The sequence below is a fragment of the Streptomyces sp. NPDC029139 genome (assembly GCF_055564335.1).
The window spans coordinates 644,718-658,928 of the sequence record NZ_JBVHWN010000001.1; the positions used below are offsets into that span (position 1 = coordinate 644,718).

Genomic DNA, 14,211 nt, shown 5'->3' on the forward strand with positions numbered 1-14,211 from the left:
GCCGTGTCGGCAGTCCCTAAACTCAGCTTGTTTCAAGGAGGGAGCCATCGTGCGCAAGGTGCTCATCGCCAACCGTGGCGAAATCGCTGTCCGTGTCGCCCGTGCTTGCCGGGACGCCGGGATCGCCAGCGTAGCCGTCTACGCCGATCCGGACCGGGACGCTCTGCACGTCCGCGCGGCCGACGAGGCGTTCGCTCTGGGCGGTGACACCCCGGCCGCCAGCTATCTGGACATGGCCAAGGTGCTGCAGGCGGCGAAGGACTCGGGCGCGGACGCGATCCACCCCGGCTACGGGTTCCTTTCCGAGAACGCCGAGTTCGCCCAGGCCGTGCTCGACGCCGGCCTGACCTGGATCGGCCCGCCGCCGCAGGCCATCCGCGACCTCGGCGACAAGGTGGCGGCCCGTCACATCGCCCAGCGCGCGGGCGCCCCGCTCGTCGCCGGTACGCCCGACCCGGTCTCCGGTGCCGACGAGGTCGTCGCCTTCGCCGAGGAGCACGGCCTGCCGATCGCGATCAAGGCCGCCTTCGGTGGTGGCGGTCGCGGTCTGAAGGTCGCCCGCACCCTCGAAGAGGTGCCGGAGCTCTACGACTCCGCCGTTCGCGAGGCCGTCGCCGCCTTCGGCCGCGGCGAGTGCTTCGTCGAGCGCTACCTGGACAAGCCGCGGCACGTCGAGACCCAGTGCCTCGCCGACACCCACGGCAACGTGGTCGTCGTCTCCACCCGTGACTGCTCGCTCCAGCGCCGCCACCAGAAGCTCGTCGAGGAGGCCCCCGCGCCGTTCCTCACCGAGGCTCAGAACGCGGAGCTGTACCGGGCGTCGAAGGCGATCCTGAAGGAGGCCGGCTACGTCGGCGCCGGCACGGTCGAGTTCCTGGTCGGCACCGACGGCACGATCTCCTTCCTCGAGGTCAACACCCGCCTGCAGGTGGAGCACCCGGTCACCGAAGAGGTCACCGGCATCGACCTGGTCCGTGAGATGTTCCGGATCGCCGACGGCGAGGAGCTGGGGTACGGCGACCCGGCCGTGCGGGGTCACTCCTTCGAGTTCCGTATCAACGGCGAGGACCCGGGCCGGGGCTTCCTGCCCGCGCCCGGCACCGTCACCACCTTCGACGCCCCCTCCGGCCCCGGTGTCCGTCTGGACGCGGGCGTCGAGTCCGGCTCGGTCATCGGCCCGGCCTGGGACTCGCTCCTGGCCAAGCTGATCGTGACCGGCGCCACCCGTGAGCAGGCGCTGCAGCGCGCCGCCCGCGCCCTGGCCGAGTTCAAGGTGGAGGGCATGGCCACGGCCATCCCGTTCCACCAGGCCGTGGTCGTCGACCCCGCCTTCACGGCCGACCCGTTCCGGGTCCACACCCGGTGGATCGAGACCGAGTTCGTCAACGAGATCAAGCCGTTCGCCCCGGCGGGCTCCGAGGCCGAGGAGGAGGACGAGTCCGGCCGCGAGACGATCGTCGTCGAGGTCGGCGGCAAGCGCCTGGAGGTCTCGCTCCCGTCCTCGCTCGGCATGACCCTGGCCCGCACGGGCCTGGCCGCCGGCGCCAAGCCGAAGCGCCGCGCCGCGAAGAAGTCCGGCCCGACGGCCTCCGGCGACACGCTCGCCTCCCCGATGCAGGGCACCATCGTGAAGGTGGCCGTCGAGGAGGGCCAGGAGGTCAAGGAGGGCGACCTGATCGTCGTCCTGGAGGCCATGAAGATGGAGCAGCCGCTGAACGCGCACCGCTCCGGCACCATCAAGGGCCTCTCCGCCGAGGTCGGCGCCTCGATCACCTCCGGCGCCGCGATCTGCGAGATCAAGGACTGACCGACCGACGGCGTTCGCCGTTCGTACGCTGGGAAGGGCCCGCAGGCACGCCGCCTGCGGGCCCTTCGCCGAACCGAGGAGCCCCGATGCGCGCCGACGCGCGCCGCAATCACGAGCGGCTGTTGACCGAAGCCCGGGCCGCCTTCGCCGAGCAGGGCACGGACGCCTCGCTGGAGGATGTCGCCCGCCGCGCGGGGGTCGGCATCGGCACGCTGTACCGGCACTTCCCCACTCGGGACGCGCTGGTGAACGCCGTGTTCCAGGAGGCTTTGGCGGCGCTGGTCCGGCGGGGCCGTGAGCTGGCGGCGGCCGAGGAGCCGTGTCCGGCGCTCGTGGAGTGGCTGCGCGCCCTGATCGCCCACGCCGGTGAGTACCGGGGGTTCGCCCGGGCGCTCATGTCGGCGTCACGGGACGCGAGTTCGGCGCTCACGGAGTGCAGCGTGCCGCTGCGTGCGAGTGGTGAGGCGCTGCTGTCCCGCGCCCGAGAGGCGGGCACGGTCCGCGCCGATGTGTCCATCGGCGATCTGATGCAGCTCACCAACGCCATCGCGCTCGCCGCCGAACAGAACCCGGACGACGCGGCGTTGCCGGACCGACTGCTCGACCTGACCCTGCGGGGCCTCAGAGCCTGACGCTCCGTGAGAGCCGCCGCATGCGGTCCTCCGCCGAGCGGCTGGTCAGCGGCGGCGCATGTCCGCGACCCGGGCCGTGCGCTCCGGCGCCATCGCCTCGGCGGTCAGGGCGGAGGTCGGGGCGCCGCGGAACTGGCCGGCCGGGTGGCGGCCGCGCTGCCCGGGGAGCGGCAGGTCACGGCGCTGGCGGGCGCCCGGGGGCGCCGGGTCACCCGCCGGTCCCGCGCTCGATCCCGTCCCGGCCACGGCGATCTGGACACCCTGGTCGGCCAGCGCCTGGAGCTCCGTCGCGGCCCGGTCGTCGTGCGCCGGCGGCTCGTCGGTGACGAGCCGGGTGATCACGTCGGTCGGTACCGTCTGGAACATGGTGTCGGTGCCGAGCTTGGTGTGATCGGCCAGGACCACGACCTCCGCCGCCGCCTGCACCAGCGCCCGGTCCACGCTCGCGGAGAGCATGTTGGACGTCGACAGGCCGCGCTCGGCGGTCAGACCGCTGCCGGAGAGGAAGGCGCGGGAGACCCGCAGCCCCTGGAGGGACTGCTCGGCCCCGCTGCCCACCAGCGCGTAGTTCGAGCCGCGCAGCGTGCCGCCGGTCATGACGACCTCGACCCGGTTGGCGTGGGCGAGTGCCTGGGCGACGAGGAGGGAGTTGGTGACCACGGTCAGGCCGGGCACGCGGGCGAGCCGACGGGCCAGCTCCTGCGTGGTCGTGCCGGCGCCGACGACGATGGCCTCGCCCTCTTCGACGAGGCTCGCGGCGACGTCGGCGATGGCGGTCTTCTCCGCGGTCGCGAGATGGGATTTCTGCGGGAAGCCGGATTCTCGGGTGAACCCGCCCGGCAGTACCGCACCGCCGTGCCGGCGGTCGAGGAGTCCTTCTGCCTCCAGTGCCCGCACGTCTCGCCGTACGGTCACTTCTGAGGTCTGGACGACGCGGGCGAGCTCCCGGAGCGACACGGCTCCGTTGGCGCGCACCATTTCGAGGATCAACTGACGACGTTCTGCAGCGAACACGAAACTGACAGTAACCTGACCGCCGGATACTTTTCAGCACTATGCGCCGAATTGCAGAAGATGCGCATGGACGGGGCCTCCAAGTGGTATGAGAGGCCCCGTCGTTGATCGTTCTATGCCCCGCCTTGCCGGGGGTTGTCCAGATCTTCCCAGGCGGGAGGGCGGGTCAGCCCTCGGCCGCCGTCTTTCGGGTGTGCAACTGCCGTGCCACTTCGGCGATCGAGCCCGACAGGGAGGGGTACACGGTGAAAGCGTTTGCGATCTGTTCGACCGTCAAATTGTTGTCGACCGCGATCGAGATGGGGTGGATCAGCTCGCTCGCCTTCGGGGCCACGACGCAGCCGCCCACCACGATCCCGGTGCCCGGACGGCAGAAGATCTTGACGAAGCCGTCCCGGATGCCCTGCATCTTGGCGCGCGGGTTGCGCAGCAGCGGCAGCTTGACGACCCGGGCCTCGATCTTGCCCGCGTCGACGTCCGCCTGGGTGAAGCCGACGGTCGCGATCTCGGGGTCGGTGAAGACGTTCGAGGAGACGGTCTTCAAGTTCAGCGGGGCCACGGCGTCGCCGAGGAAGTGGTACATCGCGATCCGGCCCTGCATCGCCGCCACCGAGGCCAGCGCGAAGACGCCGGTGACGTCACCGGCGGCGTACACGCCCGGTGCGGAGGTGCGCGAGACCCGGTCGGTCCAGATGTGGCCCGAGTCCTTGAGCCGGACCCCGGCCTCCTCCAGCCCCATTCCGGCCGAGTTCGGAATCGCGCCGACCGCCATGAGGCAGTGGGTTCCGGAGATGATCCGGCCGTCGGCGAGGGCGACCTCGACGCGGTCGCCGACGCGCTTGGCGGACTCGGCGCGCGAGCGGGCCATGACGTTCATGCCGCGGCGGCGGAAGACGTCCTCGAGGACGGCGGCCGCGTCCGGGTCCTCGCCCGGCAGCACGCGGTCACGGCTGGACACCAGGGTCACCCGCGAGCCCAGCGCCTGGTAGGCCCCGGCGAACTCGGCACCCGTCACACCCGAACCGACCACGATGAGCTCCTCCGGGAGCTCCTTGAGGTCGTAGACCTGGGTCCAGTTCAGGATGCGCTCGCCGTCGGGCTGCGCGTCGGGCAGCTCGCGCGGCCGGCCACCGGTCGCGATCAGCACGGCGTCCGCGGTCAGCGACTCCTCCGAACCGTCGGCGGAGGTCACGATCACCTGGCGGGAGCCGTCCACGGCCTGGCGGCCCGAGAGCCGCCCGCGGCCGCGCAGGACACGGGCGCCGGCCCGGGTGACGGAGGCGGTGATGTCGTGCGACTGGGCGAGCGCCAGGCGCTTCACCCGGCGGTTGACCTTGCCGAGGTCGACACCGACGACACGGGCGGCCTGCTCCACGTGCGGGGTGTCGTCCGCGACGATGATGCCCAGCTCCTCGTACGAGGAGTCGAAGGTCGTCATCACCTCGGCCGTCGCGATGAGGGTCTTCGAGGGGACGCAGTCGGTCAGGACGGACGCGCCGCCGAGGCCGTCGCAGTCCACGACGGTCACCTCCGCGCCGAGTTGGGCGCCCACCAGGGCCGCCTCGTATCCGCCGGGTCCGCCGCCGATGATCACGATCCGGGTCACTGGGATCTACGCCTCGCGCTCTCGTTCTGCCGGGGGGTCCCCCCGCTGGGGCTGCAGTGCGTACGCCATTGTCCCGCACGCTTCAAGTGCGTACCCCATTGTCCCGTACGCCGGGGCCTGCCTCTCGCCGGGGCCTCCATACGGCCCCCCACCACGGACTTCCGCGTGTACCCCCTCCCCTCCCGTACCCTCGATCCCATGTCGCTCTACGCCGCGTACGCCGGCAACCTCGACGCGCGGCTCATGACCCGCCGCGCCCCGCACTCCCCGCTGCGCGGCACCGGCTGGCTCAACGGCTGGCGGCTGACCTTCGGCGGCGAGCAGATGGGCTGGGAGGGAGCGCTGGCCACGATCGTCGAGGCGCCGCGTTCCCAGGTCTTCGTCGCGCTGTACGACATCGCCCCGATGGACGAGGACTCGATGGACCGCTGGGAGGGCGTCGGCCTCGACATCTACCGCCGGATGCGGGTCCGGGTGGACACCCTGGACGGCGAGGAGCCCGCTTGGGTGTACGTGCTGAACGCGTACGAGGGCGGCCTGCCCTCCGCCCGCTACCTCGGCGAGATCGCGGACGCGGCCGAGTCGGCGGGCGCCCCGCACGACTACGTGATGGAGCTGCGCAAGCGGCCCTGCTAGCCGGTCACACCCGGGCGGGCAGCCGGTCGCGTCCCTCGCGGAGGGCGGTTGGGCCCCGCACGGGCGACCGGCCCCGGTTCGCGGCGGTATCGGCCTGGCGGAACACGCGCGGGCCGTCGGCCCCGCCATTCGTCGGAAACGACAAGACAACGATCGCATGTCCGTCAGCATCGTCATCTACGCGCGTAGGAATTCTCGGGCTACGCTTCTGCGCGTATGAAATCCGTCCGGGGCTCCTCCCTCGGACCCCCCTCCCCGAGGCGAGAGAGTCAGTGAACGCAACTGCCACCCCGTACGAGGCCGCCGAGGCCGCTGCCGCGCGTCTTCGCGAGCTGACCGGAGTCGAGACCCACGACGTCGCCCTCGTCATGGGCTCCGGCTGGGCGCCGGCCGTCGACGCGCTCGGCGCTCCGGAGGCCGAGTTCCCCGTGACCGAGCTTCCCGGCTTCCCGCCGCCGGCCGTCGAGGGACACGGCGGCAAGGTCCGCTCGTACAAGATCGGCGCGAAGCACGTGCTGGTCTTCCTGGGCCGCACGCACTTCTACGAGGGCCGGGGCGTCGCCTCCGTCGCCCACGGTGTGCGCACCGCCGTCGCCGCCGGCTGCCGGACCGTCGTGCTCACCAACGGCTGCGGTGGTCTGCGCGAGGGCATGCGCCCCGGTCAGCCGGTCCTGATCAGCGACCACATCAACCTGACGGCCGCCTCCCCGATCGTCGGCGCCAACTTCGTGGACCTCACCGACCTGTACTCGCCGCGGCTGCGCGCGCTGTGCAAGGAGGTCGACGAGACCCTCGAAGAGGGCGTCTACGTGCAGTTCCCCGGCCCGCACTACGAGACCCCGGCCGAGATCAACATGGTCCGCGTCATGGGCGGCGACCTGGTCGGCATGTCCACGGTCCTGGAGGCCATCGCGGCCCGCGAGGCGGGCGCCGAGGTCCTGGGCATCTCCCTGGTCACCAACCTGGCGGCGGGCCTGTCGGGCGAGCCGCTGAACCACGAGGAGGTCCTCCAGGCGGGCCGCGACTCGGCGGCGCGGATGGGCGAGCTCCTGACGCGGGTCCTCGACCGCATCTGACCCGTACGGCGCCCTGCCCCCGCCCCCTGAAGACGGCCGGAGCCGTACGGGGTCCGGGGGCCCGCCCCCCGTTTCGGGGAGGGGCGGGGTGGGGGAAGGCTTCGCGCAGCGGCACCGACCCCCGCCCGTACCCTCCCCCGTACCTCCGAAAGGCACCCACCGTGACGCAGGACGACCTCCTGGCCCGGGCCAAGGCCTGGCTCGCCGAGGACCCCGACAGCGAGACCCGCGAGGAGCTCGCCGCACTCATCGAGACCGGTGACACCGACGAGCTCGCCGCCCGGTTCGCGGGCACGCTGCAGTTCGGTACGGCCGGACTGCGCGGCGAGCTCGGCGCGGGCCCCATGCGGATGAACCGCTCGGTCGTCATCCGGGCCGCCGCGGGCCTCGCCGCGTACCTGAAGGCCAAGGGGCAGACCGGTGGCCTGGTCGTGATCGGCTACGACGCCCGCTACAAGTCGGCCGACTTCGCGCGGGACACCGCCGCCGTGATGACCGGCGCCGGACTGCGGGCGGCCCTGCTGCCCCGCCCGCTGCCGACGCCCGTCCTGGCGTTCGCCATAAGGCACCTGGGCGCCGTCGCCGGTGTCGAGGTCACCGCGAGCCACAACCCGCCGCGCGACAACGGCTACAAGGTCTACCTCGGTGACGGCTCGCAGATCGTGCCGCCCGCGGACGCGGAGATCGCCGCCGAGATCGACGCCGTGCGCTCGCTGGGCGACGTCCCCCGGCCGTCGGAAGGCTGGGAGACCCTCGGTGACGAGGTCCTGGACGCCTATCTGGCGCGTACGGACGCCGTCCTGACCCCCGGCAGCCCCCGCACCGTCCGGACCGTCTACACGGCCATGCACGGCGTCGGCAAGGACGTCCTGACGGCGGCCTTCGCCCGGGCCGGCTTCCCGCCGCCCGCGCTCGTGGCCGAGCAGGCCGAGCCCGACCCGGCGTTCCCGACCGTCGCCTTCCCGAACCCGGAGGAGCCGGGCGCCATGGACCTCGCCTTCGAGGCGGCCCGCGCCGTGGCTCCCGACATCGTGATCGCCAACGACCCGGACGCCGACCGCTGCGCGGTGGCCGTGCCGGACCCGGCGGTCGAGGGCGGCTGGCGGATGCTGCGCGGTGACGAGGTGGGCTCGCTGCTCGCGGCGCACCTGGTGCGCAAAGGGGTGTCCGGTGACAAGAGCAGCGTCTTCGCGGAGTCGATCGTGTCGTCCTCGCTGCTCGGCAGGATCGCCGGGGCGGCGGGCGTCGGACACGAGGAGACCCTGACCGGTTTCAAGTGGATCGCCCGCGTGGACGGCCTGCGGTACGGCTACGAGGAGGCGCTGGGCTACTGCGTCGACCCCGAGGGCGTCCGCGACAAGGACGGCATCACGGCGGCGCTGGTCGTCGCCGAGCTGGCCTCGGAGCTCAAGGAGCAGGGCCGTACGCTCACCGACCTCCTCGACGACCTGGCGGTGGCCCACGGCCTGCACGCCACGGACCAGCTGTCGGTGCGGGTCGAGGACCTGAGCGTCATCGCGAACGCGATGAGCGCGCTGCGCGAGCGGCCTCCGGTCCGGCTCGCGGGGCTGACGGTGACGACGGCGGAGGACCTGACGAAGGGCACGGAGTCGCTGCCCCCGACGGACGGTCTGCGCTACTACCTGGACGGCGACTACAAGGCCCGGGTCATCGTCCGTCCGTCCGGCACGGAGCCCAAGCTGAAGTGCTACCTGGAGGTCGTGATCCCGGTGGCCGACGCGAGCGAGCTGGCGGCGGCCCGGGCGAAGGGCGCCGAGGTGCTCTCGGCGATCAAGCGGGACCTGTCGGAGGCGGCCGGGCTCTGAGCACCGGCCGGCCCGCGGCCCGGCCGCGGCGGCTGTTCGCGGTGGCTGTTTTCGGCCGAGGCCCGTGCGGAATCGCTTCCGTGCGGGCCTCTCGCCGTTCCCGTACGGGTGAATTCGGTACGGCAGTCGTCCTAACCCGCGTCCCGCCGCCGGGTGGGCCGGGCCAGGGTGACCCGGTGTCCCGCCGAGCCTTCCTGGAGCCGCCGCAGTGCCCCCGGTCCTGACCGTCCGACCGACCGTTCCCGCCTCCCGGCGACCTCCGTCCCCGCGCGGCGAGCGTCTTCCGGAGCGGGTGCGCGGCACACTGCGCCACGCCGCGCCCGCGCTGGCCGGCTTTCTGGCCGTGCGGCTCCTCGGTCTGCTGGTGCTCGCCCGCTGGGCGCATCTCAAGGGGCACGGCGTCTGGCCGACGCTGGCCGCGTCGTGGGACTCCGAGTGGTACGTGGGGATCGCCGACCACGGGTACGAGCGGGAGCTCGGCACGCGGGTCTACGAGAACAACCTGGCGTTCTTCCCGCTCTTCCCCGCCCTGATCAAGGCGTTCGCCGCCGTGACCCCGGGCTCGCGCGCCTCCGTCGGACTGGTGCTCGCGGTGGTCTGCTCGCTGGTCGCCGCCTGGGGCGTCTTCGCCGTCGGCGACCGGCTGCACGGCCGGCGGACCGGCACGGTCCTCGCGGTGCTGTGGGGCGCGACACCGGTCGCCGCGGTGCAGTGGATGGGCTACACCGAGTCGCTGTTCACCGCGCTCGCCGCCTGGGCGCTGTACGCCGTCCTGGACGGGCGCTGGGCCTGGGCCGCCGGTCTCGCGGTGGCCGCGGGGCTCACCCGGCCGACCGGGATCGCGGTCGCGGCGGCGGTGACGGTGGCGGGGCTGCTCGCCGCCCGGCGCGGCAGCCGGCCGGCCCTGGCGGCCGCCCTCGTGGCCCCGCTGGGCTGGCTCGGCTTCGTGGGCTGGGTGGGCCTGCGGCTGGGCCGCTGGGACGGCTATTTCGCCGTCCAGCGGCTGTGGACCAACGAGTGGGACGGCGGGGCCGTGACCGCGCGGACGCTGCGCGAGCTGTTCGTGTACGACCGGACCCCGCAGCTCTTCCTGGTCGTGGTCTCGCTGGTCCTGATCGGCTCCGCGCTCCTGTTCCTGCTCTGCCTGGCCGACCGCCAGCCGCCGGCGCTGCTCGTCTTCGCCGGGGTGCTGCTGCTCGTGGTCCTGGGCAGCGGCGGCGTGTACTTCCCCCGCGCCCGCTTCCTGCTGCCCGGCTTCCCCCTGCTGCTGCCGCTCGCCCTCGCGGTGTCCCGGGCGCGCCGCCATGTGGCCGCGCTGGTGCTCGCGGGGGCGGTCCTGTCCTCGACGTGGCTGGGCGGCTACATGCTCCTGGTCTGGTCGGGCGCACCCTGAGCGGCCGGCGGGGGCGCCGGCCGGGGGCTCCCCGGACCCGCTCCCCCGCCGCGCTCGCCGGCCGTCGTCCCGGGCGTCGTCCCGGGCGTCGTCCCAGGCGTCGTCCCGGGCTCAGCCCGTCGCGAGCAGGACGATCAGCAGGACCAGCCCCGCCACCGCCGGCGCCATGATCTCGTACGCCCAGCGCACCTGCGGAACTCCCTGGGCGCCCGGGCGGCCGGCGCAGCGCTCGGCGAGTTCGCGCAGGTCGGCGATCGTCTGGTCGGCCGGGGCGAGGCGCTCCTGGTCGTCCACGCTCGCGTGGACGGACGTGCGGCCGTGCGGGTCGTCCTGAGCGGCGCGTGCCTGCCGGCGGGCCACCCGCTTGCGCTGGCGCAGGGAGACGGGCACGGCCCAGAGCTGGTACGTCGTCCCGGTCCGGGTCAGCACCTCGCTGGAGTACCCGGCGCGGACGTCGGCCACCGCCGCCCACGGGAGCAGGATGGAGCGGAACGGGTTGCGGACCCGGAGCCTGTCGTCGTTCGCGAAGACCGCGGGCCGGATCGTGAACGCGACGACGAGCGGCACGACGCACAGCAGACCCGCCAGGGCGACCCACGGGGTGCGCCCCTCCCCGCGGACCATCGCGTCACCGCAGAACCACCCGGCCAGGACGAGCAGCAGGACACCGCCCGCGATGCCCATGGACGACCGGAAGACCCGGTCGGCGTAGGTCGGCTCGGCGGGCTGCTGAGAGGGCGGGGGCGGGTTCGTCATGGTCCCGATTCTGCCTCACGGGGTGCGCGCGGGCTCGGGCGGAGGGCCCGGCCCCGGCCCGCGCACAGCCCCCTTCGAAACCCCGGGGCTGTACAGGTCGCTACGCGCGTAGATATGCTCGACTGGTGACCATGCCCACCACTGCATCCGCAGCACCTGCATTCGCCGACGTGACCACGTCCGAGAGTGCGCTGCGCCGCTTCCTCCACGGGCTGCCCGGCGTCGACGCCGTGGGCCTGGAAGCACGCGCCGCGTCCCTCGGCACCCGCTCGATCAAGACGACGGCCAAGGCCTACGCCATCGACCTGGCCATCTCCATGATCGATCTGACGACGCTGGAAGGCGCGGACACCCCGGGCAAGGTCCGGGCGCTCGCCGCCAAGGCCGTCAACCCCGATCCGACCGACCGTACGACCCCGACGACCGCCGCGGTCTGCGTCTACCCCGACATGGTGGCCACGGCGAAGGAGGTCCTGAGGGGCTCCGCCGTCAAGGTCGCCTCCGTCGCCACGGCCTTCCCGGCGGGCCGCGCCGCGCTCCCCGTGAAGCTCGCCGACACCCGGGACGCCGTCGCCGCCGGCGCCGACGAGATCGACATGGTGATCGACCGCGGGGCCTTCCTCGCGGGGAACTACATGAAGGTCTACGAGGAGATCCGAGCCGTGAAGGAGGCCTCCGGCGAGGCCCGCCTCAAGGTCATCTTCGAGACCGGCGAGCTGTCCACGTACGACAACATCCGGCGTGCCTCCTGGCTCGGCATGATGGCGGGCGCGGACTTCATCAAGACCTCGACCGGCAAGGTCGCGGTCAACGCGACCCCCGCCAACACGCTCCTGATGCTGGAGGCCGTGCGCGACTTCCGCGCGCAGACCGGCGTCCAGATCGGCGTGAAGCCGGCGGGCGGCATCCGGACCACCAAGGACGCCGTCAAGTTCCTGGTCCTGGTCAACGAGACCGTCGGCGAGGACTGGCTGGACAACCACTGGTTCCGCTTCGGCGCCTCCAGCCTGCTCAACGACCTGCTCATGCAGCGTCAGAAGCTGGCGACCGGCCGCTACTCCGGCCCCGATTACGTGACGGTGGACTGATCAACATGGCATCTGTATTCGAGTACGCACCCGCGCCCGAGTCGCGGTCCGTCGTCGACATCGCCCCCTCGTACGGCCTGTTCATCGACGGCGAGTTCGTCGACGCGGCCGACGGCAAGGTCTTCAAGACGGTCTCCCCCGCCACGGAGGAGGTCCTCTCCGAGGTCGCCCAGGCGGGCGCGGAGGACGTCGACCGCGCGGTGAAGGCGGCACGCAAGGCGTTCGGCACGTGGTCGTCGCTGCCCGGCTCCGAGCGCGCCAAGTACCTCTTCCGCATCGCCCGGATCATCCAGGAGCGCAGCCGCGAGCTGGCCGTCCTGGAGACGCTGGACAACGGCAAGCCGATCAAGGAGACCCGCGACGCGGACCTCCCGCTGGTCGCCGCGCACTTCTTCTACTACGCGGGCTGGGCCGACAAGCTCGACCACGCCGGCTACGGCGCGAACCCGCGCCCGCTGGGCGTCGCGGGCCAGGTCATCCCGTGGAACTTCCCGCTCCTCATGCTGGCGTGGAAGATCGCCCCCGCGCTCGCGACGGGCAACACGGTCGTCCTGAAGCCCGCCGAGACGACTCCGCTCTCCGCCCTGTTCTTCGCGGACATCTGCCGCCAGGCGGGGCTCCCCAGGGGTGTCGTCAACATCCTTCCCGGTTACGGGGACACGGGTGCCGCGCTGGTCGAGCACCCGGACGTGAACAAGGTCGCCTTCACCGGCTCGACCGCGGTCGGCAAGTCCATCGCGCGCTCGGTCGCGGGCACGCGCAAGAAGCTCACGCTGGAGCTGGGCGGCAAGGGCGCCAACATCGTCTTCGACGACGCGCCGATCGACCAGGCCGTCGAGGGCATCGTCAACGGCATCTTCTTCAACCAGGGCCAGGTCTGCTGCGCGGGCTCGCGCCTCCTGGTCCAGGAGTCCGTCCAGGACGAGCTGCTCGACTCGCTCAAGCGCCGGCTGTCGACGCTGCGTCTGGGCGACCCGCTGGACAAGAACACGGACATCGGCGCCATCAACTCGGCCGAGCAACTGTCCCGTATCAACGCACTGGTGGAGAAGGGCGAGGCGGAGGGCGCCGAGCGCTGGTCCCCGGCCTGCGAGCTCCCGTCCGCCGGTTACTGGTTCGCGCCGACGCTCTTCACGAACGTCACCCAGGCGCACACGGTCGCCCGCGACGAGATCTTCGGCCCGGTGCTGTCCGTGCTGACGTTCCGCACGCCGGACGAGGCGGTCGCCAAGGCCAACAACAGCCAGTACGGCCTGTCGGCGGGCATCTGGACGGAGAAGGGCTCGCGGATTCTCGCCGTGGCCAACAAGCTCCGGGCCGGTGTCGTCTGGGCCAACACGTTCAACAAGTTCGACCCGACCTCGCCCTTCGGCGGCTACAAGGAGTCGGGCTTCGGCCGCGAGGGTGGCCGCCACGGTCTGGAGGCCTACCTCGATGTCTGACGCGCGACTCAGTGTCCTCAAGACCTACAAGCTGTACGTCGGGGGCAAGTTCCCCCGCTCCGAAAGCGGCCGGGTGTACGAAGTGCAGGACCACAAGGGCAAGTGGCTGGCGAACGCACCGCTCTCCTCCCGCAAGGACGCCCGTGACGCGGTCGTCGCCGCGCGCAAGGCGTTCGGCGGCTGGTCGGGGGCCACGGCGTACAACCGCGGCCAGATCCTCTACCGCGTCGCCGAGATGCTGGAGGGCCGCAGGAGCCAGTTCGTGCACGAGGTGGCGCACGCGGAGGGCCTGTCCAAGTCCAAAGCGGCCGAGGTCGTCGAGGCGGCCGTCGACCGCTGGGTCTGGTACGCCGGGTGGACCGACAAGATCGGCCAGATCGTGGGCGGGGCGAACCCGGTCGCGGGCCCGTTCTTCAACCTCTCCACCCCGGAGCCGACCGGTGTCGTCACGGTCGTGGCGCCCCAGGAGTCGTCGTTCCTCGGCCTGGTGTCGGTGATCGCCCCGGTGATCGCGACCGGCAACACGGCCGTGGTGATCGCTTCGGAGAAGGCCCCGCTGCCGGCCCTGTCCCTGGGCGAGGTGCTGGCCACCTCCGACCTGCCGGGCGGCGTCGTCAACATCCTCTCCGGCAAGGCCGCGGAGATGGGCCCGCACCTGGCGGCCCACCAGGACGTCAACGCGATCGACCTGACGGGCGCCGACGAGGATCTGGCGCGCGAGCTGGAGATCGCGGCGGCGGACAACCTCAAGCGCGTCCTGCGCCCGCGCTCGGTGGACTTCACCGAGGCCCCGGGCACGGAGCGGATGACGGCCTTCCTGGAGACCAAGACGGTCTGGCACCCGACGGGTTCGCTCGGCGCGTCCGGCTCGGCGTACTAGCGGATGTCCGGAGCCCGTCCGCGCGCGGGCCGGGCGGGCTCTTCGGGAAGCCGGT

12 protein-coding genes are annotated in these 14,211 nt (G+C 72.4%); 9 read left to right on the forward strand and 3 right to left on the reverse strand.

Going from position 1 to position 14,211, the window contains the following annotated elements:
• The first annotated feature begins 49 nt into the window (after positions 1-49).
• Both ACZ4VW_RS02895 and ACZ4VW_RS02900 read left to right on the forward strand, forming a co-directional pair.
• Positions 50-1,807, forward strand: coding sequence for an acetyl-CoA carboxylase biotin carboxylase subunit (locus tag ACZ4VW_RS02895; protein ID WP_467957725.1), 1,758 nt, complete (start codon positions 50-52; stop codon positions 1,805-1,807).
• Positions 1,808-1,893: 86 nt separating this feature from the next.
• Positions 1,894-2,439, forward strand: a complete 546-nt coding sequence (locus ACZ4VW_RS02900) for a TetR/AcrR family transcriptional regulator (RefSeq protein WP_467957727.1) — start codon at positions 1,894-1,896, stop codon at positions 2,437-2,439.
• A 45-nt stretch (positions 2,440-2,484) separates the two neighbouring features.
• Here ACZ4VW_RS02900 and ACZ4VW_RS02905 read toward each other — a convergent pair whose 3' ends face one another.
• Positions 2,485-3,417 (reverse strand): DeoR/GlpR family DNA-binding transcription regulator, encoded by a 933-nt coding sequence (locus ACZ4VW_RS02905; protein WP_467958155.1) that lies wholly within the window; start codon positions 3,415-3,417, stop codon positions 2,485-2,487.
• A 202-nt stretch (positions 3,418-3,619) separates the two neighbouring features.
• A complete protein-coding gene (locus ACZ4VW_RS02910) occupies positions 3,620-5,059 on the reverse strand; it encodes an NAD(P)H-quinone dehydrogenase (RefSeq protein WP_467957729.1) in 1,440 nt (479 codons plus the stop codon).
• Positions 5,060-5,257: 198 nt separating this feature from the next.
• On the opposite strand from ACZ4VW_RS02910, the gene ACZ4VW_RS02915 reads away from it, so the two are divergent.
• The 4 genes from ACZ4VW_RS02915 to ACZ4VW_RS02930 all read left to right on the forward strand — a co-directional run bounded on the left by ACZ4VW_RS02915 (position 5,258) and on the right by ACZ4VW_RS02930 (position 9,990).
• Entirely contained in the window at positions 5,258-5,695 is a 438-nt protein-coding gene (locus tag ACZ4VW_RS02915) for a gamma-glutamylcyclotransferase family protein (protein ID WP_467957731.1), read from the forward strand.
• A gap of 272 nt (positions 5,696-5,967) precedes the next feature.
• A complete protein-coding gene (locus tag ACZ4VW_RS02920; protein ID WP_467957733.1) occupies positions 5,968-6,771 on the forward strand; it encodes a purine-nucleoside phosphorylase in 804 nt (267 codons plus the stop codon).
• 161 nt (positions 6,772-6,932) lie between these two features.
• Positions 6,933-8,597: a phospho-sugar mutase gene (locus ACZ4VW_RS02925; protein WP_467957735.1), complete on the forward strand. Its 1,665-nt coding sequence runs from the start codon at positions 6,933-6,935 to the stop codon at positions 8,595-8,597.
• 208 nt (positions 8,598-8,805) lie between these two features.
• Complete coding sequence (locus ACZ4VW_RS02930) at positions 8,806-9,990, forward strand: mannosyltransferase family protein (RefSeq protein ID WP_467957737.1); 1,185 nt, start codon at positions 8,806-8,808, stop codon at positions 9,988-9,990.
• Between the two features lie 111 nt (positions 9,991-10,101).
• Here the strand turns inward: ACZ4VW_RS02930 and ACZ4VW_RS02935 are convergent, their stop codons facing one another.
• Complete coding sequence (locus tag ACZ4VW_RS02935) at positions 10,102-10,746, reverse strand: PH domain-containing protein (protein WP_467957739.1); 645 nt, start codon at positions 10,744-10,746, stop codon at positions 10,102-10,104.
• Between the two features lie 131 nt (positions 10,747-10,877).
• On the opposite strand from ACZ4VW_RS02935, the gene deoC reads away from it, so the two are divergent.
• Genes deoC through ACZ4VW_RS02950 form a run of 3 tightly spaced genes read left to right on the forward strand, consistent with a single transcriptional unit; the run spans position 10,878 to position 14,156 of the window.
• Entirely contained in the window at positions 10,878-11,834 is a 957-nt protein-coding gene (gene deoC, locus ACZ4VW_RS02940; protein WP_467957741.1) for a deoxyribose-phosphate aldolase, read from the forward strand.
• Between the two features lie 5 nt (positions 11,835-11,839).
• On the forward strand, positions 11,840-13,276 hold the full coding sequence (locus ACZ4VW_RS02945) for an aldehyde dehydrogenase family protein (RefSeq protein ID WP_467957742.1): 1,437 nt from the start codon (positions 11,840-11,842) through the stop codon (positions 13,274-13,276).
• The gene (locus tag ACZ4VW_RS02950) at positions 13,269-14,156 is read left to right on the forward strand and encodes an aldehyde dehydrogenase family protein (protein ID WP_467957744.1); all 888 of its coding nucleotides are present in this window, start codon (positions 13,269-13,271) and stop codon (positions 14,154-14,156) included. Before ACZ4VW_RS02945 ends, ACZ4VW_RS02950 begins: the two co-directional genes overlap by 8 nt.
• Positions 14,157-14,211: the final 55 nt, after the last annotated feature.

What these genes read in the sequence shown, in the direction of transcription:
- deoC (WP_467957741.1), top strand. Translation starts at nt 10,878, where the DNA reads ATGCCCACCACTGCATCCGCAGCACCTGCATTCGCCGACGTGACCACG.
- ACZ4VW_RS02935 (WP_467957739.1), bottom strand. Translation starts at nt 10,746, where the DNA reads ATGACGAACCCGCCCCCGCCCTCTCAGCAGCCCGCCGAGCCGACCTAC.
- ACZ4VW_RS02950 (WP_467957744.1), top strand. Translation starts at nt 13,269, where the DNA reads ATGTCTGACGCGCGACTCAGTGTCCTCAAGACCTACAAGCTGTACGTC.
- ACZ4VW_RS02945 (WP_467957742.1), top strand. Translation starts at nt 11,840, where the DNA reads ATGGCATCTGTATTCGAGTACGCACCCGCGCCCGAGTCGCGGTCCGTC.
- ACZ4VW_RS02905 (WP_467958155.1), bottom strand. Translation starts at nt 3,417, where the DNA reads ATGGTGCGCGCCAACGGAGCCGTGTCGCTCCGGGAGCTCGCCCGCGTC.
- ACZ4VW_RS02900 (WP_467957727.1), top strand. Translation starts at nt 1,894, where the DNA reads ATGCGCGCCGACGCGCGCCGCAATCACGAGCGGCTGTTGACCGAAGCC.
- ACZ4VW_RS02915 (WP_467957731.1), top strand. Translation starts at nt 5,258, where the DNA reads ATGTCGCTCTACGCCGCGTACGCCGGCAACCTCGACGCGCGGCTCATG.